Source organism: Vibrio sp. 10N.222.52.B7, assembly GCF_041474275.1.
Lineage (GTDB): Bacteria > Pseudomonadota > Gammaproteobacteria > Enterobacterales > Vibrionaceae > Vibrio > Vibrio crassostreae_C.
Genome location: NZ_JBFRTU010000083.1, coordinates 16293 through 42376 on the forward strand (window position 1 = coordinate 16293; position 26084 = coordinate 42376).

At 44.7% G+C, this 26084-nt stretch carries 22 protein-coding genes; 17 read left to right on the forward strand and 5 right to left on the reverse strand.

Annotation, left to right across the window (positions count from 1 at the left end):
* Positions 1–155: 155 nt before the first annotated feature.
* The 4 genes from AB4512_RS19200 to AB4512_RS19215 all read right to left on the reverse strand — a co-directional run bounded on the left by AB4512_RS19200 (position 156) and on the right by AB4512_RS19215 (position 5534).
* On the reverse strand, positions 156–2525 hold the full coding sequence (locus AB4512_RS19200) for a M4 family metallopeptidase (RefSeq protein WP_372175366.1): 2370 nt from the start codon (positions 2523–2525) through the stop codon (positions 156–158).
* Positions 2526–3097: 572 nt separating this feature from the next.
* On the reverse strand, positions 3098–3373 hold the full coding sequence (locus AB4512_RS19205; RefSeq protein WP_017065177.1) for a hypothetical protein: 276 nt from the start codon (positions 3371–3373) through the stop codon (positions 3098–3100).
* A gap of 100 nt (positions 3374–3473) precedes the next feature.
* Positions 3474–4793, reverse strand: a complete 1320-nt coding sequence (locus AB4512_RS19210; RefSeq protein WP_372175367.1) for a sensor histidine kinase — start codon at positions 4791–4793, stop codon at positions 3474–3476.
* 36 nt (positions 4794–4829) lie between these two features.
* Complete coding sequence (locus AB4512_RS19215; RefSeq protein WP_029235682.1) at positions 4830–5534, reverse strand: response regulator; 705 nt, start codon at positions 5532–5534, stop codon at positions 4830–4832.
* 288 nt (positions 5535–5822) lie between these two features.
* On the opposite strand from AB4512_RS19215, the gene AB4512_RS19220 reads away from it, so the two are divergent.
* From AB4512_RS19220 to AB4512_RS19285, 14 genes are all read left to right on the forward strand, one after another.
* The gene (locus tag AB4512_RS19220) at positions 5823–6920 is read left to right on the forward strand and encodes an alpha/beta hydrolase (RefSeq protein WP_372175368.1); all 1098 of its coding nucleotides are present in this window, start codon (positions 5823–5825) and stop codon (positions 6918–6920) included.
* A 430-nt stretch (positions 6921–7350) separates the two neighbouring features.
* Entirely contained in the window at positions 7351–7953 is a 603-nt protein-coding gene (gene betI, locus AB4512_RS19225) for a transcriptional regulator BetI (RefSeq protein WP_048610022.1), read from the forward strand.
* 105 nt (positions 7954–8058) lie between these two features.
* Positions 8059–9519: a betaine-aldehyde dehydrogenase gene (betB, locus tag AB4512_RS19230; protein ID WP_372175369.1), complete on the forward strand. Its 1461-nt coding sequence runs from the start codon at positions 8059–8061 to the stop codon at positions 9517–9519.
* A 72-nt stretch (positions 9520–9591) separates the two neighbouring features.
* Positions 9592–11304 carry a choline dehydrogenase gene (gene betA / locus AB4512_RS19235; RefSeq protein ID WP_372175370.1) on the forward strand — a complete coding sequence of 571 codons (1713 nt, stop codon included), beginning with the start codon at positions 9592–9594 and terminating at the stop codon, positions 11302–11304.
* A 119-nt stretch (positions 11305–11423) separates the two neighbouring features.
* A complete protein-coding gene (locus AB4512_RS19240) occupies positions 11424–12395 on the forward strand; it encodes a choline ABC transporter substrate-binding protein (RefSeq protein WP_372175371.1) in 972 nt (323 codons plus the stop codon).
* Between the two features lie 95 nt (positions 12396–12490).
* Entirely contained in the window at positions 12491–13333 is an 843-nt protein-coding gene (gene choW, locus AB4512_RS19245) for a choline ABC transporter permease subunit (protein WP_009845976.1), read from the forward strand.
* A gap of 2 nt (positions 13334–13335) precedes the next feature.
* Positions 13336–14547 carry a choline ABC transporter ATP-binding protein gene (choV, locus tag AB4512_RS19250; RefSeq protein WP_372175372.1) on the forward strand — a complete coding sequence of 404 codons (1212 nt, stop codon included), beginning with the start codon at positions 13336–13338 and terminating at the stop codon, positions 14545–14547.
* A 362-nt stretch (positions 14548–14909) separates the two neighbouring features.
* A complete protein-coding gene (locus AB4512_RS19255; protein ID WP_017061075.1) occupies positions 14910–15392 on the forward strand; it encodes a MarR family winged helix-turn-helix transcriptional regulator in 483 nt (160 codons plus the stop codon).
* Positions 15393–15668: 276 nt separating this feature from the next.
* Complete coding sequence (locus AB4512_RS19260; RefSeq protein WP_372175373.1) at positions 15669–17084, forward strand: coniferyl aldehyde dehydrogenase; 1416 nt, start codon at positions 15669–15671, stop codon at positions 17082–17084.
* 72 nt (positions 17085–17156) lie between these two features.
* Positions 17157–17600: a hypothetical protein gene (locus AB4512_RS19265; RefSeq protein ID WP_372175374.1), complete on the forward strand. Its 444-nt coding sequence runs from the start codon at positions 17157–17159 to the stop codon at positions 17598–17600.
* Between the two features lie 216 nt (positions 17601–17816).
* Entirely contained in the window at positions 17817–19022 is a 1206-nt protein-coding gene (locus tag AB4512_RS19270; RefSeq protein ID WP_372175375.1) for an iron-containing alcohol dehydrogenase, read from the forward strand.
* Positions 19023–19217: 195 nt separating this feature from the next.
* Positions 19218–19649, forward strand: coding sequence for a tetratricopeptide repeat protein (locus tag AB4512_RS19275; RefSeq protein ID WP_372175376.1), 432 nt, complete (start codon positions 19218–19220; stop codon positions 19647–19649).
* A 93-nt stretch (positions 19650–19742) separates the two neighbouring features.
* On the forward strand, positions 19743–21488 hold the full coding sequence (locus AB4512_RS19280) for an arylsulfatase (protein ID WP_372175377.1): 1746 nt from the start codon (positions 19743–19745) through the stop codon (positions 21486–21488).
* 118 nt (positions 21489–21606) lie between these two features.
* Positions 21607–22854 (forward strand): anaerobic sulfatase maturase, encoded by a 1248-nt coding sequence (locus AB4512_RS19285; protein ID WP_372175378.1) that lies wholly within the window; start codon positions 21607–21609, stop codon positions 22852–22854.
* Between the two features lie 98 nt (positions 22855–22952).
* On the opposite strand, the gene AB4512_RS19290 is transcribed toward AB4512_RS19285, so the two are convergent.
* The gene (locus tag AB4512_RS19290; RefSeq protein WP_102458015.1) at positions 22953–23543 is read right to left on the reverse strand and encodes a TetR/AcrR family transcriptional regulator; all 591 of its coding nucleotides are present in this window, start codon (positions 23541–23543) and stop codon (positions 22953–22955) included.
* A gap of 320 nt (positions 23544–23863) precedes the next feature.
* Here AB4512_RS19290 and AB4512_RS19295 point away from each other — a divergent pair, with 320 nt between their 5' ends.
* The 3 genes from AB4512_RS19295 (at position 23864) to AB4512_RS19305 (ending at position 26067) form a co-directional block, all read left to right on the forward strand.
* Positions 23864–24520 (forward strand): QnrS family quinolone resistance pentapeptide repeat protein, encoded by a 657-nt coding sequence (locus AB4512_RS19295; RefSeq protein WP_372104839.1) that lies wholly within the window; start codon positions 23864–23866, stop codon positions 24518–24520.
* 119 nt (positions 24521–24639) lie between these two features.
* The gene (locus tag AB4512_RS19300) at positions 24640–25071 is read left to right on the forward strand and encodes a GNAT family N-acetyltransferase (RefSeq protein WP_372175379.1); all 432 of its coding nucleotides are present in this window, start codon (positions 24640–24642) and stop codon (positions 25069–25071) included.
* Between the two features lie 552 nt (positions 25072–25623).
* Positions 25624–26067 (forward strand): PTS sugar transporter subunit IIA, encoded by a 444-nt coding sequence (locus tag AB4512_RS19305; RefSeq protein WP_108092688.1) that lies wholly within the window; start codon positions 25624–25626, stop codon positions 26065–26067.
* Positions 26068–26084: the final 17 nt, after the last annotated feature.

The window sequence follows — 26084 nt, forward strand, 5'->3', positions numbered from 1 at the left end:
TCCTTTTTATGGTGAGTATTGTTATGTTGATGGGGGTGATTTTTGTGTAATACGTGGATGTTTTTGTGTAGATGTTTCATTCGCTCATTAACCAAGAAGCTAAGAAGCTCAATCGCGAAAAAGGCTCCCATAAGGAGCCCTGAATCTACTTTCGATTATTGAGTTTTAATGAAACGATAATGCTTGGTTTCTGAACAGATATCGCTTGAGGTACACACTTGGTACTCCACATCGACTGTGCCGTTGTGACGGAACTTGTCGACGTATGAGTTGAAGTCTGTTGCACCAACATTCTTGCCATTGCGCTTAATCACAAAGTAGTCGTTGGTCTCGTAATCCCATGCCAGCTTAACGCGAGCTTTGCCATTCGGATTTTTGTTACCAAACTTCAGTTTTAGTGGGAAGCTTTCCGCTGAATCACCTTCAATTGTGATCGACTTGCTGGTTGATGTCGCAACACCTGCATCGTCAGTCACGGTTAGCGTAACCACGTAGTCGCCAGCTTCAGCATAGGTATAACGAGTCACTTCACCTGTTTGCGTGTTGCCATCGCCTAGGTTCCATTGGTAAGAAACAATTTGGCCATCGCTATCCGAACTTGTGCTGCGTAGCTCGACTTCTTTACCGACAATGGTGTGTTCGAAAGAAGAGACGGGCGGCACGTTAGCGCTGCCAGATTCGTACGACGCTTTCAGATTTGCACCTGCATAATCTGAGTAACCCAGAATGTTCACCGTGTAGCGACCGGCTGTTGGGTTTTCAATCACACACACTTCATCGGTTACACTTTCACTCTTACAGATATTCTCTTGAGAGCTTGGCGCATAATCTAGACCGACATACATATCTGGGTCACCAGTAGAGACAGCAAGATCAATTGTTAGCTTGTCTTGGCCTTCTGGTACTTCGATATCGAAGTAAGTTTTTGAGCCGGTTTCACCAGCAACCGCAGCTTCAACACCGTTTTCAAGGCGTTGATATTCCGGTTCTGGTGGAAGTGGTGGTTCGCCACACGGTGATACACCCACTAAGTTAAACGCAGAAACAACATCATCGGCACTGTAGCCAAGGTCGGTTGCTGAGTTTTTCACGCCACAGGCGCCCTGCCAAAAGTCACTGTTTTCAGACCAGTAGATCTGGTTGGCTAGCACGAACAGTTCGAACGCTTTTTTGGTGTCCCAACCTTGTGTGGTTGCAAGATGGTAGAACGCCTTGTTGAACACGCCAGAGCTGTAGTGCACGTTTAAGCCATCGTAGTACTCGGATGCGTTGTTGATTGAAGAGCCATCGCGTGATGGATCGTCCATGTAACGCAGTGCACCTTCGCCTTTAAAGATATTGCGTCCGACCATCCAGTCGTTGGTGCCTTTCATGTAGTATTCAGCCGCTTCACCCGCCATGTCCGAGAATGCTTCGTTCATACCGCCGGATTGGTTTGCGTATATCAAACCTGAGTTTTGCTCAGTGAAACCGTGGCTCACTTCATGGGCTGATACATCTAGGCTAACAAGCGGGTAAAAGAAGCTCTCCCCATCACCAAAGGTCATGGCTCTGCCGTCCCAAAATGCATTCTCGTAGTTTTCACCGTAGTGAACACGCATCATGAGCTTGAAGGAGAGTGGCGCTGTGTCGAACCAGTTTTTATACATATCGAACACGATGTTGCCAAAGTAATGGGCATCGTTGAGTGGTGAGAATGCGCCGTTCACGGCTTTATATTCGTTACGAGGACATTCATAGCTGTAAGTGGTGTCGCCGTCGGTCGCGCCATTAAGGTCAACGGTAACGACATTTTCAGACTCCATTACACACTCTGTGCCCACTTCTTGAACATCAAGGTAGTGGTAGTCGGTGCCGTATTCGTACATGCCGGTTTTTTCGTTGCCGCCAGGGCCAGTACCGATCTGAGCATGGGCAATACCTTCCCAGCGGTCGATGACTTCGCCTGTGTGCGCGTCTAGCATGGTGAACGGTCGAGTCGGCTGTTCACTGCCTTCTACTAGGTAAGAGACAACGTACACTAGTCGTGTTTTATCTCCGCTTTGCTGTCCGATGCCTTGCTTCACAGAGCCTTGATAGATAAATAGCTGATGTTGAACGTTGTCTAGAGATTTGCTGGTTAAGCCTTGAGTCTTTAGATCTTTACTTGCGAGTTCAACCGCTTGAGCGCTGTTGATTGATGGCTTAACAAAAGATCGCTCTAAGGTCGTTGTTTTAAGGTAGCGACCTTGAACGGACTTAAGTGCGCCACCTTGGACACTTTGGGTGGCATTTAGGTAATGTCCCCATACCGGTGTTCCCCAGATGTTCTGCTGGATCTTAACTTTATAGATACCACGCTTTTTCAGGTTTACTTCTTTCACCATCTTGAAGCTAGAGGCGTTACTGACTCCTAACTGAGCGTTTAACCCAGAGAAGCTAGTAAAGTTGATCGGTTGATCGATTTGAACGGATTCACTTGCATGCACTGACAAAGACATAGCACTGGCTATAGCAACGGCAACTAAACGTTTTCTTATTTTCATTGTTGTTTTCTCTTTCCATGTAAAATCCAAGAAAACGTAACAAATTAATCACAGCGAATTTACATCATTCGATCTGATTAATTAGTAGCATGGCAATGATCTCTTTTATTCATGAAACTTATATTTATCGTATTTACAGATAGTTATCATTTCTGTTTATTTTTGAACGCACCTATATGTTTATTTATAAAATCGTGACACTTTTATTAAGTGTTTATTTCTCTTGGAAATTAAGATTTTCGAGTAAATTGATCTGTGCCTCAATTAACGGATTCTGGGTTGATAGAAGGATCAACGATTTGAAAGTGTCACTTTAAACAGAAGGCCATTTAGCGAATTTAGGGGCAATTTTGATAAGAAATCGAAGACTTTTCGGCTTATTTTTCGAATTGTTAGTTAAAAGAGGGAAGGGGAATCGGGCACTTGTTTGGCACAGAGCACAAAATCTGCTGGATGAAAAAAGCCAGCGACGGGTCACTGGCTTAGATTAACTTAGTTTGTGTAGGCTACTGAATATAGGTAGGCAACTGCGACACTTAATTATGGTACGTGGCTAACGTCACTATAGCGAATTACTGCTTTTTACCGCCAACTTGTACGTAGTCGATACCGATAATACGGTTGATGATACCCAGAACAGAGCTCGTATCAGAGTTTGTTGAGCGAATCGTATCAACCGTTGCACCTTCAGGTACTAATTCCATTGCGCGGTCTTGAGTGTTACCTGGCACTTGGAAACCGACAATGTTGAAGCTCTCTGCGTGCGCTGTGTACACTTCTTCGTTGTGGCTGATACCAGAACAACCCGCTAGAGAAACAATGCCTAAAACAACTAATAACTTTTTCATACAAACACCTTAAGAAAGATTGGAATTTAGATTCAATAGGTTCATTGGGAGACAGCATCTCCCGACCGATGTTGAACATTATTCCAGAGGTGTTTTGTAGTTACTGTATGGGTTTGTCAGCTGAATCATTACACAGCTGAATGGTAATGGTGAATACCGCACCCTTTAAGGCTTGGCTCTGACCTACCTCCACGGTAGCGCCGTGTTGAGCACAGATCTTCTCGACGATAGATAACCCTAACCCATGGCCGCTCTTAGCTTTATTACGTGCTTTGTCGCCAACATAAAAGGGATCGAACAGATGTGCTCGGTGCTCCTCTGCAACGCCATCACCATCGTCATGTACCGCAATTTTCAGTTGTTCTTGGTGCACGCTTGCTTCTATCGACACTTGCGAGCGTGCGAACTTCATTGCGTTACGCACGAGGTTATCTAGTGCTCGGTTGAGTAGTGTTTCATCCGCAAGTATTGAGCTAGGTTGCGCTGGTAGTGAAAGGTCGATGTTGAGTTGAGTGTCTTTACTCCAACGCGTCATTGCGTGGTCGAGAAAGTCTCGAATCTCTAATGGCTTTTTTAAGTTCTCTAGGTCAGTGCTACCGAGTTTGGCGTAATACAATAGTTCATCGACCATCTTTTCCATCTCTTCCGTGTCTTCGACAATGCTCTCAATCGTGCTCTCTTGCTCTGCGTTTAGTTGGGTGTCTTTCAACATTTCAGCTTGCCACTGAATACGGAATATTGGCGTGCGCAGTTCATGAGCGACAGCATTAGTGAGTGAGCGATTACTTTCAACTAAGCGATGAATTCTGTCGGCCATCAGGTTGAAGGATTTGTTCAGTGAACCAATCGCAACACCGCTTGAAGTCTCGGCTCGTGTGGAGAGATCCCCTTCAGCAAAACGCAGAGTGGCAGCCTCAAGCTTTTTAACTCGGCGGAAGATAATAAATAGATGACATAACCCATATAAGATAAAGCTCGCTAAAAAGAACAACCAAATGAGGTCATCCTCCAACTCTATTTTTTGCCTAACGAACGCTTCACTGTTGGGGAGGTAGTGATAGGTATTGTCACTGCTTGCTAAGCGAAACCATAGGTCCCGTTCATCATCGTGAAAAACAAAGGTATTCGGATTCGTGCTGAAGAACTCTGAAACGGGGCTGGGTATTTCATCGTCTGGGCTGAATGTAACCAATTTATTTCGTGTGGTTTCTACAAACTGGTTTATCGCTTGATGAGCCGCTTCAAGGCCTTGATTTTTAGCGATGTTCTCGATCAATTGCTGGTGGGCAGCCGCTTCGTAATCTTCCAGTACGTATTCGTAGTCGGTATTGAGCTGATAGACGCTAATCTCGTAGGCGACAAGGCCGGCCATAAAGCAAACTAACAGCCCTATTAAGGACTCCAAAAAGATACGTCGCATAATCGCTCTCTTTTATTACGCTCGTATTGAGCGAGGTTAACGCCAGGCGGTCGAAACAAATAAGTAACCCTTCCCGCGAATGGTCTGAATTTTCTCTGCTGGTGTGTGGTCGTCGCCCAAAATCTTTCTTAGACGTACAACCTTGTTGTCAATCGTCCGGTCTATTCCGTCGTACTCAATCCCGCGCAATGTTTGCGTCAAGTAGTCACGAGATAACGGCGTGTCTGGGTTGCTTGCCAATAACCAAAGTAGGTCAAACTCGCTGTCAGTGAGTGATAAAACCGCACCTGAAAGTTCACACTTCTTATAAGTGTTTTTCAGAACGAGTTGATCGAACTGAAGGGTGTCTGAGTCATCGACTGAAGCGGTATTGGTGTCTTGGCGGCGTAATAGTGAACGAACTCTGGCCAGCAGAACTCTTGGTTTGATTGGCTTGGTGACATAGTCATCAGCCCCTGTCTCTAAACCAGCGACGTGGTCAAAGTCGTCATCGCTAGCAGTGAGCATCAAGATTTTACCTTTATAGTGCGTACGCGTCTGTCGGCAGATTGTAAGTCCATCAGTTACAGGAAGCATCAAATCCAGCAGTACGATGTCAGGTTGCTCCGTGAGGATGGTGTGTGCGGCATCACTGCCATCGTCCAACACCGTGACATCAAAATCTTGCGCGACGAAGTAGTCCTGCAACATTTTCTGAAGTTTCAAATCGTCTTCCACGATGATCATTTTAGGTTTTGTCATTCCATTATCAGCCTTGTCGTGCGTTTCACTTATTGAGATTAGGTGAGCGAGTCTTCGTCGTGATGAACCATTACGATTATACGCTATTGCATATAAGTTCAGATGCTTCGCCAAATACCTAAAGCGAATGATTAAACACTTTATAAGTTAGTTCAATGATGAATTGGCATTTATAGGAAAATAAAAAACATCGTTCAAATAGGCTCGACATTCTCATACATTTCCACGACAGATAAATTCAGCGCTAAACAATAGAATTTTCTCATCAAACATTTTGGGAATAACGGTATGAACGACTATAGAAATGCATTACTGGCGTTACCTTTGATTCTGTTAGCGGGCTGTAATTCAAGCTCTAACTCAGGTAAAGCTGCCACCAAAGTGCAAGCAAAACCTCAAGCAGATTACGTATTTTCATCAGCGAAACTGGGTGAGTTGTATAAAGAGCGACAAGAGGTCCAAGAATCCATAAAACTTGATTACAACGGTGTGCAGTATGAAATCGTTCTGTTTGCGGAAGATATTAGTGATAAGCAAAAAGTGGTTAGGCTTGCGGATAGTTTAGGTCAGAGTGTGGATCTGTACCTCCCTGATGCAGGGGCTGACGATTGTGCGATTTACAGTGAGGGTAAGTTTTTTGATTCATTTGATTGTGGTGTTGCTCAACGTTCAATCGGCAATGACACCACGTTAATTAACACGACGACGAATACTCATAAACCCGTCGAGCTTGAGTATCACAATGAACTGGTTCAATACGTGACTAGCCTTGGGTCTACCATTCTGAGTAACACTAAAAGTGGGAACAAGGTAACGATAACCACCTCGTTTGCTTTCAACGCTTTTTACCGTGATGTGTTCAACGAGACTGGCGCTGTTGATCGCATTACTTCCACTCTAGGCGCATCAACCTATTCTCAGCTTTTTGATATCGTGAAATTGTATCAAGGCAGTGAGATGACGTTGAAGTTTACCAACCATATTGGTGGAAGTGCCGACGATGATATCAATATGTACACCGGTCGCATGATCCACAGTAACAACATGACGACGATCGTAACGCCTACGGGGTCGGTGTTCTCTGGCGGCACGGATCTTTTCGCTGCGGGTAACCCACGAGTTTTGCAACGAGCAGATACCACTAAAGCCATTGAGCTTAATAAGCAGGTTGGTGTGCACAGTTGGGCTGAGGATGATAAAACAGCCAAAGACTTCCCATACACGAACGAAAGCCATCGCAAGCAAGCGACCTACTTTAAAAAGGTAATGGGAGACAAAGGAATCGACTTCTATATCTTTACGTTAGATTCTGCTCCGGTTTCTGGTGAACACTGGGTGACTAAGGCTGAGTCAGATAAATACGACTTCATCACTCGCATTGAGTAGCTTAGGCTTGCAATAACATTAGAAACGACTGAGAAGGTTGGTGATGACGCTGTTGTCGCCAACCTTTTTTGTTCATTTTTTGATTCGTTACCTGTGTTGATTGTGGATTTCCTTGTCTTAAATTTCAGTATGAAAATTCCTTGATACTTCCTTTCCACTCCCTCCCCAAAAAGTTTCTACAAGGACTCTCACTGATTGATTCTTGAACTTTCTAAGCAAAAACATTTGACCAATAACTATCACACCTCAAATCTTTAATTGTTTTCGTTAGTGCTCTAAATGATATTTAATTTATTGTTTTATAATGATTTTTGTTGTTTTGAATGCTGTATTGTTACGAGTTTGTTTTAAATAATCATTTGAACCCTAACTAAATTTCTGTCATTTTATATTTAACTGAACGTTCAATATAAAATAAAAGGATTAAGAAATGCCGAAGGTTGGGATGCCTGATATACGTAAACCACAGCTTGTTCAAGCCACCATGACGGTGATTGATCGAGTGGGTTTGCATGCCGCGAGTATTGCGTTGATCAGCAAAGAAGCGGGAGTCTCCACTGGCATTATTAATCACTATTTTGGCGGGAAGCATGGGCTGCTCGAAGAGACCATGCGTGAAATCCTTCGCCAACTTTCTAATACCATCACGACTTCACTAAAAGCGCTTCCTGTTGATGCTCACCAACAGAGAATCAACGCGATCATCGATGGTAACTTCGAAGGTTACCAAGCAGAAAATAAGGTCGCGAAGGCGTGGTTGGCATTTTGGTCATATTCAATGCATGACGAGCAGCTGAAAAGACTGCAACGTGTGAATGAAAAACGTTTGATTTCACACTTACGTCTTGAGTTGAAAGGTATTTTGAATCATGAACAAGCGGATCTCGTTGCTCACGGAATTGCGTCTCTGATTGATGGTTTGTGGCTGAGAGGCACACTAAACCCAGATGGTATCGATGCTCAAAAGGCGCGTGCCATCATCAATGATTATCTAGATAAGCAACTGACGTTCTACTCGTGCAGTACCAAATAGAACGCAGTGTTAGAACTAGAACAGCACTAGAACGACCAATACTTACACCCAAAATTCAAACTAGACCAGTAGAGTCTAATAACAATAATTAAGTCAGAATCTCAAATGGAAATGAACTCGTTATACATCGATGGCGCAGCGGTTAAAGCAACCTCTGGTGAAACCTTTGATAGCATTAACCCTGCCAACGGTGAACCTATCGCGACCTTAGGCCAAGCATCTTCAGCAGATGTCGACAGTGCTATTGAATCTGCGAAACGCGGGTTTGCGGTATGGTCTGCAATGACCGCTGTGGAACGCAGCCGCATTCTGTTGAAGGCAGTGGAAATACTTAGAGCTCGAAATGATGACCTTGCAAACCTTGAGGTTGTTGATACGGGCAAGCCGCTGCAAGAAGCAATTGAAGTGGACGTGGCGTCTGGCGCTGATGTTATTGAATACTTTGCTGGCTTGGCTCCAACGCTACAAGGCGACCAACAGCCGCTGAGTGAATCTCAATTTTTCTACACACGCCGCGAACCGCTAGGTATCTGTGCGGGCATCGGCGCGTGGAACTACCCTATCCAAATTGCGATGTGGAAATCGGCTCCAGCACTCGCTGCGGGTAATGCGATGATTTTCAAGCCTTCAGAAGAGACGCCGCTCACAGCTCTAAAGCTTGCAGAGATCTTTACTGAAGCTGGTCTTCCTGATGGCGTGTTTAACGTAGTTCAGGGTGATTACCGAGTGGGCCAAATGCTAACAGCTCACCCCGACATCGCTAAAGTGTCGTTCACGGGTGAAACCGGTACGGGCAAAGCGGTAATGTCAGACAGTGCTAAAACACTCAAGTCTGTAACGATGGAGCTCGGCGGTAAATCACCAATGATCATCTTTGATGATGCGAAATTGGACGATGCGGTGTCAGCTTCAATGGTCGCTAACTTTTACACCCAAGGCGAAGTGTGCACTAACGGTACTCGTGTTTATGTACACGAAAACATCTACGACGCATTTATCGACCAACTTAAAACACGCACTGAGAAGCTCATCATTGGTAACCCGATGGATATGGAGACTCAGATCGGCGCGTTGATTTCTAAAGAACACCTTTCAAAAGTCCTTGAAGCAATTGAGCTGGCTAAACAGTCGGGTGCAACTCTGCTGACTGGCGGTTATCAAGTGACGGACAACGGCTTAGCAAACGGCAACTTTGTTATTCCTACGGTATTCACAGATTGCCATGACGACATGCCTCACGTTCAGCAAGAAATTTTCGGCCCTGTTATGTCGGTGTTGAAGTTTACGGACGAAGACGATGTGATTCGTCGTGCTAACGATACTAAATACGGCCTTGCTGCTGGTGTGTTCACGCAAAACCTTTCTCGCGCTCACCGTGTTATTCATCAAATGCAGGCGGGTATTTGTTGGGTTAATACATGGGGTGACTCACCTGCAGAAATGCCTGTTGGTGGCTACAAACTTTCAGGGGTTGGCCGCGAAAACGGGCCAGAGACTCTACTCCACTATACGCAGACTAAGAGCATTCTTATTGAACTTGGCGACTACGCCAGCCCTTATGCCTAACGCGTAACACTCAATTTTATGGGTTAGCTTAACAGAGCTAGCCCTACTGACTCATCTCAGGGAAATCAAAACATGGAACAACGCTACGATTATATTATCGTCGGCGCGGGTTCGGCCGGCTGTGTGTTAGCGGATAGGCTAACGGAAAGCGGTGAACATAGCGTTTTATTATTGGAAGCGGGTGGTACGGATAAGAGTATTTTTATCCAAATGCCGACTGCGCTTTCTTACCCGATGAATACTGAAAAGTACGCTTGGCAATTTGAGACCCAACAAGAACCGGGCCTTGATGGACGTGAACTGCATTGTCCACGCGGCAAGGTGTTGGGTGGCAGCTCATCGATCAACGGCATGGTTTACGTTCGTGGCCACGCTTGTGACTTTGACCAATGGGAAGAAGAGGGCGCAGCCGGTTGGAATTACCAAGCTTGCTTGCCTTACTTCCGCCGTGCTGAATCATGGAATAAAGGTGGTGACGAATATCGTGGCGACAATGGCCCTGTCGGCACTTGTAACGGTAACGATATGGAGCTCAACCCGCTTTACCAAGCATTCATTGATGCAGGTAAAGACGCCGGTTACCCAGAAACACAAGATTACAACGGCTACCAGCAAGAAGGCTTTGGTACCATGCATATGACGGTAGACAAGGGTGTTAGAGCCTCAACCTCTAACGCTTATCTACGTCGTGCATTGAAGCGTTCAAACCTTACCTTGAAAAAAGGCATCGTGGCGCGTCGTTTCTTACTTGAAGCACAAGATTCAGAAGGTCAATCAGGCTTGAAAGCGGTTGGTGTCGAGTTTGAAAAGTCAGGCAATACCCAGGTGGCTGTGGTGAACAAAGAAGTGATCTCTTCTGCGGGTTCTATTGGCTCGGTTCAACTGCTGCAGCTTTCTGGTATCGGCCCGAAAGCCGTGCTTGAAAAGGCCGGCGTTGAAGTTAAACACGAACTAAGCGGTGTCGGTGAAAACCTTCAAGATCACCTAGAAGTGTACTTCCAATATCACTGCAACGAACCCATCACACTCAACAGCAAGCTTGGCTTGGTGAGCAAAGGCATGATTGGCGCGGAATGGATTCTGACTCGCAAAGGTCTGGGTGCTACTAACCACTTTGAATCGTGTGCGTTCATTCGCTCTCGTAAAGGATTGAAGTGGCCAAACATTCAATATCACTTCCTGCCAGCAGCGATGCGTTACGACGGACAAGCGGCCTTTGATGGTCACGGTTTCCAAGTACACGTTGGGCCTAACAAGCCAGAGAGTCGCGGTACGGTTGCGATCACTTCTGCTGATCCGCATGCCAAGCCAGAGATCATTTTCAACTACATCTCGACTGAACAAGATCGCCAAGATTGGCGCGATTGTATTCGTCTGACGCGTGAGATTTTGTCTCAACCTGCGATGGATGTGTATCGAGGAAAAGAGATTCAGCCGGGTCTAAATATTACTTCCGATGAAGCAATTGATGAATGGGTTAAGCAGAACGTTGAAAGTGCATATCACCCTTCTTGTGGCTGCAAAATGGGTTCAGATGATGATCCAATGGCAGTGCTTGATGAAGAGTGTCGCGTTCGCGGTGTCGATAATTTACGTGTTGTCGACTCATCGGTTTTCCCAATCATTCCAAACGGTAATTTGAACGCCCCGACCATTATGGTTGCCGAGCGTGCTTCCGATTTGATTTTGGGTAAGCCAATGCTCAAAGAGCAGGACGTTCCAGTGTGGATTGCACCTGAATGGCAAGAGAAGCAAAGAATCAATAAACCAGTAAGAGAAGCGTAAGCCTCTGTTATTGAGATAAAAATAATAAAAAGTAACAACCAAAATTAGTCAAAAGTCAGCAAAACTGCCCTGATTAGTATGAGTTAGGGCAGAAAAAGGAAAGATAAAAAGGAATCATTATGACGACTCAACATAAACAAACCGCTACAAAAAAGGTATTAGCAACATTAGCCATCAGTTCATTTGCATTTGGTGCTAACGCTTCTATTGAACCACAGCAATGTGAAAACGTCCGCTTCGCTGATGTAGGCTGGACTGACATTACCGCAACAACCGCCGTTACTTCTGAACTATTAAAAGGCCTTGGTTACAAAACCAAAACCGACCTACTTTCAGTACCGGTGACATACTCTTCAATGGCGAACGGCGATATTGACGTATTCCTAGGCAACTGGATGCCAACCATGGAAGGCGATATTGCTAAGTACCGCGAAGAGGGCACAGTTGAAACCGTTCGTGCCAACCTTGAAGGCGCAAAATACACACTAGCTGTACCAAAATACGTGTACGACTCTGGCGTGAAAAGCTTCGCCGACCTAGCAAAACATGCCGACAAATTTAAAGACCGCATCTACGGCATCGAGCCGGGTAACGACGGTAACCGCCTAATCCAATCAATGATTGATTCTGACGCGTTTGGCTTGAAAGATTTCAGCCTAGTGGAATCAAGCGAAGCGGGCATGGTGTCTCAAGTATCACGCGCAGCACGTCGCAGCCAATGGATTGTTTACCTTGGTTGGGCTCCGCACCCGATGAACAGCAATGTTGAGATGGAATACCTTTCAGGCGGTGACGACTTCTTCGGCCCTAACTACGGTGGCGCGAATGTTTACACTAACGTTCGTTCAAAATACCTGTCTGAGTGTGCAAACGTCGGTCAACTTCTACAAAACCTAGAATTCACTCTAGAGATGGAAAACCAGTTGATGGAAGAGATTCTTAACCAAAAAGTGAAGCCAGAAAAAGCAGCTCAACAATGGTTGAACAAGAATCCTCAACAAGTTGAAGCTTGGTTAGACAACGTAAAAACGCATAAAGGTGAATCAGCGACTCAAGCCGTCACTGAATACTTAAAGCAAGTTAAAGCTTAGTTCTACCTATCTCAACAGCTACATAAATAATAAAGGTGGGCTTGCCAATTTATCGATTGGTTTGAAGTAGCCCACCCATAATAAAAGGCAATATTGTGAATTTTATTACGGAAAACAAAATCCCTGTCGGACAATGGATGGAAGCGGGTGTTGATTGGCTAACAATCAATGCAGCAGGATTCTTTGACGCTATTTCGATTTTTCTAGAAACCGTCATTATGTTTTTAGTCGATGTATTTAAGTGGATGCCGCCTGCTCTGCCAATCGTAATGACTGCTGCTATTGCATGGTACTTACACCGTAAACCTTCGCTGGTGATCTTTGTGGTCGCAGCACTGCTGACTATTCTTAACCTCGGCTATTGGCAAGAAATGCTGGAAACCTTTGTTCTCGTCTTTGCGGCGACAACGATTTCCGTATTAATTGGCGTACCGGTTGGCATCATGGCTGCTCACCGTCCTTGGCTCTATACAGTTTTGCGTCCAATTCTTGATTTGATGCAGACAGTCCCAACTTTCGTTTATCTGATTCCAACTCTGGTTCTATTCGGCTTGGGTATTGTTCCTGGCTTAATCTCTACCATTATTTTCGCGATAGCTGCACCGATTCGTTTAACCTACTTAGGCGTCACTAAAGTGCCTGAAGAGTTGATTGAAGCGGGTAAAGCGTTTGGTGCCAGCCGCATGAAATTGCTGATGAAGGTCGAATTACCGGCGGCTCTACCAAGCATCATGGCGGGTGTAACCCAATGTATTATGTTGTCGCTTTCGATGGTGGTTATCGCCGCTCTTGTCGGTGCTGACGGACTTGGTAAACCTGTTGTTCGTGCATTGAACACAGTGAACATCTCACAAGGTTTTGAAGCTGGATTAGCGATTGTATTAGTCGCAATCATCCTTGACCGCTTGTGCAAAACACCAAACCAGAAGGAAGCTTAATCATGTCTAACTCTCAGGGAAAAAAGACAATGGACGCGATTACCATTAAGAATCTCGATGTTGTGTTTGGTAATAAATCGAAACAAGCGCTTGAGCTACTCGACCAAGGTAAAACTCGCCAAGAGATCATTGATGAGACTGGCCAAGTGGTTGGCGTAGATAATGTGTCGCTGACCGTTGAAGAAGGCGAGATTTGTGTGCTGATGGGGTTGTCTGGTTCTGGTAAATCATCTTTGCTTCGCGCAGTTAACGGCTTGAACGAGATCAGCCGTGGTTCACTGACAATCAAAGACGGTGACCAACAAGTCGATTTAGCACAGTGTGATGAAGCGACTCTGCGTCATCTTCGTACTCACCGTGTATCCATGGTTTTCCAAAAGTTTGCTTTGATGCCATGGCTTAATGTATTAGACAACGTAGCGTTTGGTCTTGAAATGCAGGGTGTAGCGAAAGATGTTCGTCGTGCAAAAGCGCGTGAGCAATTAGAAATGGTCGGCCTGGCGGAATGGGAAACCAAATTTCCACATGAGCTTTCTGGCGGCATGCAGCAACGTGTTGGTTTGGCGCGCGCGTTTGCAATGGACACCGACATTCTGTTGATGGATGAACCGTTTTCGGCGCTTGATCCACTGATTCGTGCTCAGTTGCAAGATGAACTGATCACACTGCAAAGCAAACTCAACAAAACGATTTTGTTCGTGAGTCACGACCTAGATGAAGCACTGAAGATTGGTAACAACATCGCGATCATGGAGTCAGGAAAGCTGATTCAACACGGTAAGCCTGAAGAGATCGTATTGACGCCAAAAACAGAATACGTAAAAGACTTCGTTGCTCATACCAATCCATTGAATGTGCTTAAAGGTCGCTCTTTGATGCAGCCTCTTGATTCACTAACGCAAGAGAATGAAAGCTGGAAGATCTGCGATTCTAAAGATCTCTGGATTGAACAGAGTGAAGGTGCTTTATCGGTGAAAGGTGAATCTGCTTTGGCGCTTGTCGAGTGGAGTGAATCTGACGACTTAACTGCAATCAGCGAGTCGAGTGTAGTTGTGGCAAGCCCGGAAATTGGCATGCGTGATGCGATTAAGCTCAAGCAGATCAGTAACCACCCGATTTTGCTGGTGGAAGACAATCAACTGGTCGGTATTCTGGATAACAGCGAGTTTTACTACGCACTAACGGGTAATTTTCAGATGAATACAGCCGCGTAAAATTTCGTTTTCCAGCTTGGCGATTAGGGCTGGTTTTTTATTAGGTGGAGAGGGTTAAGTCTCTCTACCTCTATGATTATTAAAATATATTATTCTTTGAGTTTGTATTCTCTGGTTCATTATTTTTGTCTTCATTGAAGCTTTCATTTCCCCTTCATTAAGCAAAAGTGCCGTACCACGCAAGTTTAGTGGTATAGAAAAGATTGAGAATAGTATGAACATCAGTACAATGCGGAAAAATCAATGAAGTAATTTATCAATTTACAGTGTAATTCGAGCTCACCTGACGTAAATAATCAGGACATATCATCGCTTCGACGCTGTAAAACCATTCACAGTATATTAGTACAAAGGTCTGCATCTTGGACAAACATGACGAAATCCTGGTCGCTATTCGCCAAATTATTCGCGCTATCGATTTACATTCGAAAAAGCTGAGTAAAGAGTATGGTTTGACTGGCCCTCAATTAATCTTAATGAGAGCAATCCAAGAAATGGGTAATGTGACGATCAAAGAATTGTCTAATCACACCAATGTAAGCCAAGCCACCACAACCACGATCATCGATCGCTTGGAACTGAATGGCTATGTACAACGTGTTCGCAGCTCGTCAGATCGCCGCAAAGTACACGCAAACCTGACTGAAAAAGGTCAAGAGTTGCTAAACAATGCGCCACCACCGCTGCAAGATAACTTCGTTAAAAAATTCCAAAACCTAGAGCCGTGGGAGCAAAGCTTACTGCTTTCTTCAATGCAGCGAGTATCATCAATGATGAACGCAGAAGACATCGACGCCGCTCCAGTACTTCAACTTGAAGGCATTGCAAACGTAGCCAAGAGCTAACCTTATTTATAAATTGTTTATTTAGAACAACAACTTAAATAATTGTCAAATGGTCGCACTAAGCGGCCATTTTTGATCCTGCCATTTAAAATTCTCTATTTGCCTTGCGTGTTAGCTACGCCTTCTTATTTTAAATTCCCCTGACTTTTTGCCCCGTTTGTAGCCGCCTCATTGGATTGTCATCAAAACTCCATTGACTATTCTCTGACAATAAAACACTAGACCGACCGGTCTGTTGTGTATTATTGTGTGCTCATCTTAACCACGGGGTGATGTATGAAACACGAATTGACGCCAACACAAATGACCATGACGTTGAACAACATGCAGGGAGCTTTTGCACAGAACCCGATGCCAGCGGTATCGGTGAGAATTGAGCAGTTGCTTGCACTTAAATCTGCGCTTATCGATTACACAGATCGTTTGTGTTCAGCCGTGAGTGAGGACTATGGTCACCGCAGTCGACAAGACACTTTGATGGCCGACATATTGCCTTGCATCGGAAATATTGATCACAGCATTGAGTGTTTACCTCATTGGTCGACATCTTCGATTCGTCATTCCGGCCCTTTGCTTTCAACCTCTCGTGTGGAGGTGGTTTATCAACCCAAAGGCGTTGTCGGGATTATTGCTCCGTGGAATTTCCCGATCATGTTATCCGTCGGCCCGCTTATTTCTGCTCTGGCTGCTGGCAATCGCGCCATGATCAAGATGAGCGAATTTACCCCAGCGACGAACCAAGTATTAACAGCGCTATTGGCGGAAGTATTCGATGCCGATGAGGTGTGCTTGGTTGAAGGTGAGGTAGAAATCTCAGCCGCATTTTCGGCGTTGCCGTTTGATCATCTTTTGTTTACGGGTTCAACCCAAGTGGGTCGCCAAGTGATGAAGTCAGCGGCTGACACGCTAACTCCAGTCACGCTAGAGCTGGGTGGAAAGTCGCCGGTTATCGTGGCAGAAGACATGCCGATAGATATTGCGGTAGAGCGAACCATTTATGGCAAGAGCCTAAACAACGGCCAAGTATGTGTCGCTCCAGATTACGTGCTACTCCCTGAAGATAAGCTTGAAGCCTTCATTCTTGAGTATAAAAAACAGTACCAATTCTTGTTTGATGAAGGGATCTACTCTGAGAGTTTAACCTCGCTCATTAACCCTCGCCAATGTGATCGTATTGTTGGTTTATTGAATGAAGAGCAGGAAGCTGGGACACGAATCGTTGCTTGCCATGACGAAGCGATGGACCTAGATACTCATCGATTGGTGACACATTTGATCGTTGAACCAAGCCTGTCATCCAAGGTGATGAACGAAGAAATTTTCGGCCCATTATTACCTTTGATTACGTATCGCAATGTCGAAGAGGCGTTCCAAGTCATCAATAGCAAACCAAGGCCGTTAGCACTCTACCTGATGAGCTTTGATTTGAGTTTACAGGCTCAGGTTAAGCACCAAGTTCACTCCGGTGGCATGTGTATTAATGACTGTGTGTTCCATTTAGCGGTTGATGATGCGCCGTTTGGTGGCATTGGTGAATCAGGTCAGGGCAACTATCACGGTAAAGAAGGTTTCCTGACTTTCTCCCACGCCAAAACAGTCTTGGAAACGGGTTTAGATCATCGAGTTAAACATCTGTTTTCAAAAGAAGACAACGAATTAAAAACAGCAGTGATGGGCATGCTTGGCCAGTAAATCACTGTTGGTATGACACTGTTTATTTTTCAAAAAGTTATTTTCACGAAATTATTTTAAGAGGTTACTTTTATGTTAGAACGTTTTTTTGAACGTACGATCAAATCGTATTTGATGATTACCGGTTTCTTAACAGCGACGGCTTTTTCCACTTTCCTAGCGCCAGATTGGAGTATGCAGACGCTGTTCTCGTACAACGAGACCATGATGGAAAACAAAGAGTACTTGCTGGGGACTTATCAACACTGGGGTGTGATGGTTGGCTGTATTGGTGTGTTGTTGATGTTCTCGGCGAAGTACAAATCGCTGCGCACCTCGACGATGATTTACAGCGCATTTGAGAAGTCGATGTTTGTTGGCATCTTCTTATACAACGTGTGTATCAACGATTATGAGTGGTTCTATGGCTGGAGCGGCGTGTTTGCGCTCGATGGTTTTGTGACCGTTTATTCTTTGGTTTATCTGTACTACTACCTCACTAGAGATAAGAGTAAGGTCCCAGCTCACCTTCGTTAATCGTTAACCGTTTGTGACTTACTCAGGGTGAGTCAATAACACTTCTATAATGATCAATAGCTTACTTATGATTACAGCCCGCATTTTCGGGCTTTTTTCGTTTTGGGGCAATGATCCATAAAGATCTTAATTGACATATCTTTGACATTCACACTCTAGACCGACCGGTTTGTTTTGGTTATTGTTTAGTCATCAACTAGAAATGAGGTAAACACCATGACAACCAATAATTTTAACTTTCAACTTAAAACCATTGTTCATGCTCAAGAGAACGGCATTGAAAATATCCCTTCTCTGTTTGGTCGCTTAGGTGCGCAAAGAGTCGTGCTCTTTTCTGATAAAGGTTTGGAGTCTCTTGGCTTTGTTGAGCAGTTCTCGGCGTTGTTTGTAAACCAGAATGGGAATCAGGAAGCGAACCAACAAGCGGTTCAGCTTGTTGGCGTGTACACCGATATCGCGCCAGACGCGACTTGCGACAACATCAACGCAGCCATTGAGTTTGCAAACAGCGTCAATGCTGATGCGATCTTGTCTGTTGGCGGCGGCAGCGTAATTGATGCTTCTAAAGGTGTGAAATACGCATTTCATAAGAAGATAGATGACATTCGCACCGTAATTGCAGGTGGTGGTCATATGGATGTGTGGCCAAACAATGAAGATATTCGAGTGCCCCACATTGCTGTTCCGACAACGGCTGGTACGGGTGCAGAAGCTTCTCCTATTGCTGTTTTTTACAACGAACATGAAAACATTAAGGCAAGCCTAGTCGCATCGGGATTGGAAGCCGATATCGCAATTCTTGATCCAACAGTGACCACTAAGCTGCCAGCTCACCTGACTCGTTCTACCGCGATGGATGCACTAACACACGCTGTTGAAGCGATTGTCTCGCCAATGAGTAATGCATTCACCGACGCTTACGGAATTCAGGCGGCAAAACTGATTGTTGAAAACTTACCCTTGGCACTTAAAGATCCAGAAAACCTAACAGCGCGCGGCAATCTTCTTCAAGCGAGCACCATGGCGATCTCTGCTTTCTATTCGTCTTTGGGCGGCATTCCGATTCACAACTGTGCTCACGCTTTTGGTGCGATTAGCCACATTCCACATGGCGATGCCAACACGGTACTGATGCCGGTTGTGATTGAAGCGCTGCCGGAATTTTATATGCCAAATGCGGCGAAGTTAGCTCAAGCTTTCTCGGTCGACACTACGGGAACCGATGAGATGGTTTACCAGAGAGTGTTGGATTTCTTAAACAACTTCCAAACCAGTGTCGGTGCGATGAAGCGTTTCAGCAGCTGGGAGTTTGATGAGCAAGAGAAGAGCAACATTGCAGAAGCGATTGAAAAAGACATCTGCTTTCAGTTCTACCCAATCTCGAAACAGACGATTGAAACCATCATAGAGAAAGCGATTTAAGTCTCTGTCTTAATCGACTGAATTTTATGACCATTTAGTTCAGCCCCTGATTCACTCACAACTATTACTCGAGAGCCAATTATGAAAATTGAAAACGTATTGCTATCAAGCTTGTGCATCATCGCGCCATTCCTACTTTTCACCTAACGCATTCAACAGGGACGTTGTGACCTTTATTCCCCGAGGAGGAAATAAATGATCAATAAACGTTTAACTACCGTGATTCTGACTGGTGTTTTGGCCGCACTGTTTTTTGCCAAAGCAAGCGTTGGAAGCGAAAGCTCTAAGAACGTAGGCACCATGGACCAATCGCAGCAGCATCAAGATGTCGCGCAATTATTGGATGAGGCTTATCAAGGGCAATTGGATGCTCAGATCTCTGTCGCTTACTTATATCTGAGCGGAGATGGCGTAGAACAGAATGATGAAAAAGCCGCGGAGTGGTTCGTCACCGCAGCTAATAACGGTAGCCCTGAAGCTCAAACACAGCTTGGGTTGATGTATATCTCTGGAAGTGGCGTTCAAGCCAGCCAAGCGGAGGCTGTCACCTGGATTGGCATGGCAGCAACTCAAGAGTATGACCCCGCGCTCGACTTATTACATTGGATGTCGCAAGCCGCGCATTAATTCAAATCTTAACTCAGGTTACTCACAGAAAAAGTTACTCGCAGAAAAGTTAATTACTGAAACAAGTTAATCACAGAAATTGGAGAACGTCTTATGCAGACATTCAAGAAATCTTTAGTCTTCACTGCAATGGCTGCGGCAAGCAGTGCTGCTCTTGCGGCTGAATCAGAAAAACCGAATATTGTTGTTATTGTTGGCGATGATGTGGGCTTTGCCGATACTCAGCCTTATGGCTCAGAAGCCAATACACCAAACCTAATGGCGCTGGCTGAAGAGGGGGTTAAGTTTACTAACTTTCACGCGTCACCAACCTCATCGGTAACGCGCTCTATGATGTTAACCGGAGCAAATAGCCACGAGGTTGGGCTAGGCACCTTCGACTATGCCGTCTATCCGGGCGCGATTGGTAAGCCGGGTTATGAAGGTTACCTCACCAAGAAAGGCGTCACGGTCGTAACGCTGCTCGAAGAGAGTGGCTATAACACTTACCTGTCTGGTAAATGGCATTTGGGACACGAGGATGGCTTCCTACCTGACGATCGAGGTTTTGGAGAGAGCTACGGTATCTTAGCGGGCGGTTCGAATCACTTTAACCGAGATATGATGTTCCCTGCCAAAAACGCTGCGACAGCGGGTGCGTTGCAAAAAGGCGATATTCCCGGTGTTGAAGTTGAGCCAACTTACCGCAACGGTGAAGTGGTTGAGGATAATTACAAAGGCGAGTACTCAGACCAAGTTTACACCAACGAGATCATCAAGATGATCGATAGCAAAAAAGACGACGGTAAGCCTTTCTTCGCTTACGTCCCATTCACCGGTATTCACCTGCCACTGCAAGCGCCTGAGTCTGCCTATCAAGATAAAGTCGATTACTACGTTGAGCATGGTTGGGACTCGGTTCGAGAAGACCGTTTTCAACGCATGAAAGAGATGGGTGTGATTCCAAAAGATGCCGATATTTCAGATCGTAACGCATTAAGCCGACCTTGGGACTCGCTCTCTGAGAAAGAACAAAAGTGGTATGGCAAGAAAATGGCTGTCGCGATGGGCATGATGGAAATGCAGGACCAACAAGTCGGCCAGATAGTCGATTACCTGAAAGAAATCGGCGAGTACGACAATACCTACATTATGTATCTAGCGGATAACGGCCCAGAAGCGGCGGATATTACCGGTGAAAATATCAGTGATTTGATCCGAACGTGGACTGCTCATCATTTCGATAATTCGACTGAAAATTTGGGTAAGGCGAACTCCAGTGTGTCACTTGGACCTGAGTGGGCAAGCGCTTCAACCGGTGGCCTATCTTGGTACAAAGCTTACACAGCAGAGGGCGGTATCCGCGTGCCATTTATCGTTAAGCCAGCCAAAGTGCTTTTAGACGGTGAAGATGCGTTGCAACCGGGAACTCAGACAGACGACTTATCCCAAGTGAAGGACATTGCAGCCACGATTCTTGAGATTGCAGAGGTCGATCATCCAGGAACCGAATATCAAGGTCGAGAAGTGGCGCCGATGAGTGGTGTGAGCTTGTTGCCTTACTTCAAAGGGGAAACGGCAGACGTGCACAGTGCCAACAATGCGATTCCATTTGAATTGTTTGGTAGCGGAATTCTGCTTAAAGGTGATCATAAGATCATCCGAATTTCTACGGGAATGGGCGGTGACAGTGAGTGGCACTTATACAACACCAAGAAAGATCCAGCTGAGCAACATGACTTGAGAAATGAAATGCCAGATCTGTTCCTTGAAATGGTCGCTGAATATCAAGAATACGAAAAAGCGCAAAATATCGTCCCGGTTGACGAAGCGTGGAACCCGTTTGAAAACGTGAAATAGAGGAAAAAACCACTCGGCCAACCTAATGCCATCAAGCTTGGTTGGACGATGAACACCGTGTAAAGGAATTACGAATTGTTTTGGCTAATACAATAACTTTTACATCGAGGCACTCTTCATGACGACATTATCGCTATCAAATTTGAGTTCAGTTCCGCAGTTCAATGGCAAAGCACACAGCAAACTTCAGGCGTTAGCAAAACCCATTGGGGCGGTGTGTAATATCAGTTGCACCTACTGTTATTACTTAGAAAAACAACAGCTGCTTGATTACCCAAAAGGCTCTCAATATACGATGGATGAAGCTCTGTTAGAGCGTTATATCAAGCAATATATAGAAGGGCAGAATACACCTGAAATCATCTTTTCTTGGCATGGTGGAGAACCTACTTTATTGGGGATTGAATATTTTCAAAAGGTGGTCGCACTGCAGAAAAAATATTGCCCTAGCTACAGCAAGATCAGCAATGACCTTCAAACCAACGGCACGTTACTGAATGATGCGTGGTGTGAGTTCTTCAAGAAGAATGACTTTATCATTGGTGTGAGTATTGACGGCCCAGAGCACTTACACAATCACTACCGAACCAACCGTGCAGGCAAAGGCACTTTTTCTCAAACAATGCGTGGCATTCGCTACTTGAAACAACATAACGTCGAGTTCGCGACTCTAAGCTGCGTGAATGATGTGACAGGTAAGTATCCATTAGAGGTCTATCGCTTTCTACGCGATGAAGTGGGTTCGAAGCAATTGCAGTTTATTCCTGTCGTCGATAAGCGCGAAGCTCACACCAACAATAAATGGTTGAGCAACCAACAAGCGATCATTCCCGTATCAGGCGAGGTTGAACCGTGGAGTGTCGGCTCTGCGCAATGGGGACAATTCCTCACTACCGTTTTTGATGAGTGGTTTGAACACGATTTTGGTCGAGTGTTAGTGCCGTACTTTGAAAATTTTGTCGGTGTATGGATGGGCAGAGAAAGCACCATGTGCACGCTGAGTGAGATCTGCGGCAAAGGGTTAGCGGTTGAGCCCAATGGCGATGTGTACTCATGTGACCATTATGTATTTCCTGAATTTCAGTTAGGTAATATTCAGGAACAAGCACTTTCAACTTTAGCCTTTTCGCCAAAGCAGCAGAGTTTTGGGTTCGCCAAACAGAAGTCTCTGCCGAAACAATGCCAAGCCTGTGAGTTTAAATTTGCATGCCATGGCGAATGCCCCAAAAACCGTATCATCACAAGCCGAGATGGCGAAGCAGGGCTAAATTACTTGTGTGAAGGTTGGCTGAGCTTCTTCAAGCATATCGACCCTGTTATTAAGGACTTATTCAAAGCCAATAATATTGCGTCTCGTCTGGGGTAATGGAGTAGGCGTGAATGGATTCAATCAAGATTTAAGTTAGATAGAAGGCTCGCTAAATTGTGCGAGCCTCTTGGTATTTGGTATTTGGTAACGGGTATCTAGTCAGCCGATTCTTGGGCTGGGCTCATGGCGAGAAGAGTCTCTTCCATGGCATTGTTTAGAATCGAACGGTTACGCTGCATGGCGGCCATGAGCGTTGAGCCAAGCCATAAACCATAAAGCGTTCGAGATAGCGATTCGGGCTCTGCGATAGTGAAATCACCGGCCTCATTGCCTTCTTCAAACAGCTTTGCCATACGCAGGATTATCTTTTCTGCGCCTTCTGCCATGGTCGATTGCAATGGGTTAGCAGACCCAGATACTTCTCCCGCCAGTTTTACGACAAGACATTGGATATTGAAGTCTTCAGTCAGTTTCGACGCACACCAAAACTCGAAATAGGCTTTAACGCGGTCACGACGAGAAAGCGATTCATCACTTAAAAAGTCATCCAGCTTAGCGAGATGCTCATCAAAGTAGTTAGTAAGAAGGATCTCACCAAAGTGCTCTTTGGATTTAAAGTAGTGGTAAAAAGAACCCTTCGTGCCTTCCGCTTGGTTGATGATCTTCATCAGGCCAACACCAGCAAACCCGTGTTCATTAATAAGGCTAAATCCTGCATCGAGCATAGCTTGTCGCATGTCTTTCATTGTTCTTACTCTTTATGCTGAGAATGAGGAATAGTGTAACGAGCAACATACCAACCGTCCAGTCTAGCGCGTTAGGACGCGGTCAATAATTGATTCGTTCCGTCAAAGTAACTTTTTCTCTTATTGGTACTTCTAAGCGACAAAACTTTTTTCAAGATAAGCACATCCTATAAATCGAAAATAACAACCTTAAAGGGCTTGTTTGGTGCCTTAAAATGGCTAAATCAGGGTGTTTTAAGTTGCTGTTTTTGTTCGTTTTTAATTTGGTGTTTTCTTAAGATCGCAATGGTAGTCTTAGCTTAATTTCTTTAGGGGGCTAAATGGACACCAATAACAGCACTTATCATCACCACAATTTTGCTCAGCAAGACTTATCAGAGCTTACATTTACAGCCTGTACGTTTATCCGTTGTGATTTCAGACGTTCGAACTTACGTGACGCAACGTTTATTAACTGTAAGTTTATTGAACAAGGCGATATTGAGGGATGCCACTTTGATGTTGCCGACTTACGAGATGCAAGCTTCCAGAATTGCCAGTTGGCGATGGCGAATTTTAGTAATGCGAATTGCTATGGGATTGAGCTACGTGAATGCGACCTGAAAGGGGCGAACTTTACTCGCGCTAACTTTGCCAATCAGGTAAGCAATAGAATGTACTTTTGCTCTGCGTATATTACGGGCTGTAATCTGTCATACGCCAATTTTGAACAAGCTTGTTTAGAGAAGTGTGAGCTGTTTGAGAATCGTTGGATAGGCACTTACCTTGGCGGCGCGTCACTGAAAGAGTCTGATCTCAGCCGAGGTGTGTTCTCGGAAGATGTATGGGGGCAATTTAGTATGCAAGGGGCGAATTTATGCCATGCTGAATTAGAAGGGTTAGACCCTCGCAAGGTAGACACATCGGGGATTAAAATCGTCGCGTGGCAGCAAGAGCAACTGCTTGAAACCATGGGTATTGTGGTGATGCCCGATTGATAGGGCTAGCGAAGTGAGTAAATCGTACAGAGAAGGCGGTTGTTTTGTTTTTCTAACCACTGATAAACTACTGGCTCGCGGCTGCACACGTTTATCTTCAGTTCAATTTAGAGAAAATTATGACTATAGAAAATGTGCTTCCTGAAGATTATGCAGAAATGCTTAAGGTTTGGGAGAATTCGGTCCGAGCAACTCATGACTTTATTACAGAAGAAGATATTGAGTTTTTTAAACCTATTATCATGGAACATGCGTTCCCTGCGGTTTCTTTGAAATACGTTAAAAATGAAAGTGGTTCGATTGTTGGCTTCGTGGGTGTCCATGATGCAAAAGTTGAGATGCTTTTCGTTTTAAATGAAGTTAGAGGGCAAGGCGTAGGTACGGTGTTGTTGCAACATGCCATTAAGCAGTTAGCAGCCACTAAAGTTGACGTTAATGAGCAAAACCCACAAGCGGTAGGTTTCTATCAGCACATGGGGTTCAAAATTGAATCACGCTCTCCAATTGATGACATGGGAAAACCATTTCCAATTCTGCATATGACGCTGTAAGCCTCGGTTGTCGCATCACTCGGTTGTAATCAACCACAGTCGCTAGAAGAAAAGCCCAAAGCTAATAACTTTGGGCTTTTCCGTATTTGGAGTTTCGTCAGACTTTTTTATGCAGGTCGTTTGCATGTCGTGAGGCTGGATGAGTGAGTTAGCAGTTTGTTATGTCGTAAAATTTCAGTTGAATGGTGTTTAGATTTCATACGCGATCTTGATCACTGATTTTAGCGTGTTACATTCCTTGCTTTACGAATATAAACATCACTATTATCACAATTAATTTATGGTCAACCGTCTAACCTGAACTCACGTCTCATTTTATTGTTTTAAATTAATTTTGGTTATTGAGGTTAATGTCAAACTTAAACTATTGACTTGTTTTTAATTGTAAATTTGTAATTTAATTACAGCTTTAATTTGAGGGGTAGCGTAGAAATATCCGATTGACAGTTATTTATAGGTGACTAAAGTCACGTTTCTTTGCCATTTCTCGATTCGACAACTTCCATTGATAATAATCCCAACAACAACGAACAAGAATAACTGGGATATATTATGCTTTATGACCTTATTGACCACGACTTAATTGATGTCATTAACCACTCTGAATATAAGTGGGAAGATGCAGTTAAAGAAACGACTCGTTATTTGCAAGATAAAGGTTACGTTACCGATAACTATGCCAATGCGATCATTCAGTCAACGCATGATAATGGACCTTATTATGTTCTTTGTCCAGGCATTGCTATGCCTCATGCCCGTCCAGAAGCAGGTGTAATAAAGACTGGGTTGGGTATCCATGTTTTTTCAACCCCAGTTGATTTCGGCTCAGAAATGGGACCAGCGAATGTCTTATTAACATTAGCTGCAAAGGATTCAGATACACACATCGAGGTTATTCAAGCACTTAGTGAAATGTTAGTTGATGAAGAAAACATTGCCAAGCTGGCCGCTTCATCTTCAAAAGCTGACGTACTTGAAATTATTAAAAGCTATTAATAACCTTTGAAAATAAG

Coding starts and splice junctions, on each gene's coding strand:
- AB4512_RS19260 (WP_372175373.1), top strand. CDS start 15,669: ATGAAACACGAATTGACGCCAACACAAATGACCATGACGTTGAACAAC.
- betA (WP_372175370.1), top strand. CDS start 9,592: ATGGAACAACGCTACGATTATATTATCGTCGGCGCGGGTTCGGCCGGC.
- AB4512_RS19280 (WP_372175377.1), top strand. CDS start 19,743: ATGCAGACATTCAAGAAATCTTTAGTCTTCACTGCAATGGCTGCGGCA.
- AB4512_RS19200 (WP_372175366.1), bottom strand. CDS start 2,525: ATGAAAATAAGAAAACGTTTAGTTGCCGTTGCTATAGCCAGTGCTATG.
- AB4512_RS19295 (WP_372104839.1), top strand. CDS start 23,864: ATGGACACCAATAACAGCACTTATCATCACCACAATTTTGCTCAGCAA.
- AB4512_RS19285 (WP_372175378.1), top strand. CDS start 21,607: ATGACGACATTATCGCTATCAAATTTGAGTTCAGTTCCGCAGTTCAAT.
- betB (WP_372175369.1), top strand. CDS start 8,059: ATGGAAATGAACTCGTTATACATCGATGGCGCAGCGGTTAAAGCAACC.
- AB4512_RS19240 (WP_372175371.1), top strand. CDS start 11,424: ATGACGACTCAACATAAACAAACCGCTACAAAAAAGGTATTAGCAACA.
- AB4512_RS19215 (WP_029235682.1), bottom strand. CDS start 5,534: ATGACAAAACCTAAAATGATCATCGTGGAAGACGATTTGAAACTTCAG.
- AB4512_RS19220 (WP_372175368.1), top strand. CDS start 5,823: ATGAACGACTATAGAAATGCATTACTGGCGTTACCTTTGATTCTGTTA.
- AB4512_RS19290 (WP_102458015.1), bottom strand. CDS start 23,543: ATGAAAGACATGCGACAAGCTATGCTCGATGCAGGATTTAGCCTTATT.
- AB4512_RS19205 (WP_017065177.1), bottom strand. CDS start 3,373: ATGAAAAAGTTATTAGTTGTTTTAGGCATTGTTTCTCTAGCGGGTTGT.
- AB4512_RS19300 (WP_372175379.1), top strand. CDS start 24,640: ATGACTATAGAAAATGTGCTTCCTGAAGATTATGCAGAAATGCTTAAG.
- AB4512_RS19210 (WP_372175367.1), bottom strand. CDS start 4,793: ATGCGACGTATCTTTTTGGAGTCCTTAATAGGGCTGTTAGTTTGCTTT.
- choV (WP_372175372.1), top strand. CDS start 13,336: ATGTCTAACTCTCAGGGAAAAAAGACAATGGACGCGATTACCATTAAG.
- AB4512_RS19305 (WP_108092688.1), top strand. CDS start 25,624: ATGCTTTATGACCTTATTGACCACGACTTAATTGATGTCATTAACCAC.
- AB4512_RS19275 (WP_372175376.1), top strand. CDS start 19,218: ATGATCAATAAACGTTTAACTACCGTGATTCTGACTGGTGTTTTGGCC.
- AB4512_RS19265 (WP_372175374.1), top strand. CDS start 17,157: ATGTTAGAACGTTTTTTTGAACGTACGATCAAATCGTATTTGATGATT.
- betI (WP_048610022.1), top strand. CDS start 7,351: ATGCCGAAGGTTGGGATGCCTGATATACGTAAACCACAGCTTGTTCAA.
- AB4512_RS19270 (WP_372175375.1), top strand. CDS start 17,817: ATGACAACCAATAATTTTAACTTTCAACTTAAAACCATTGTTCATGCT.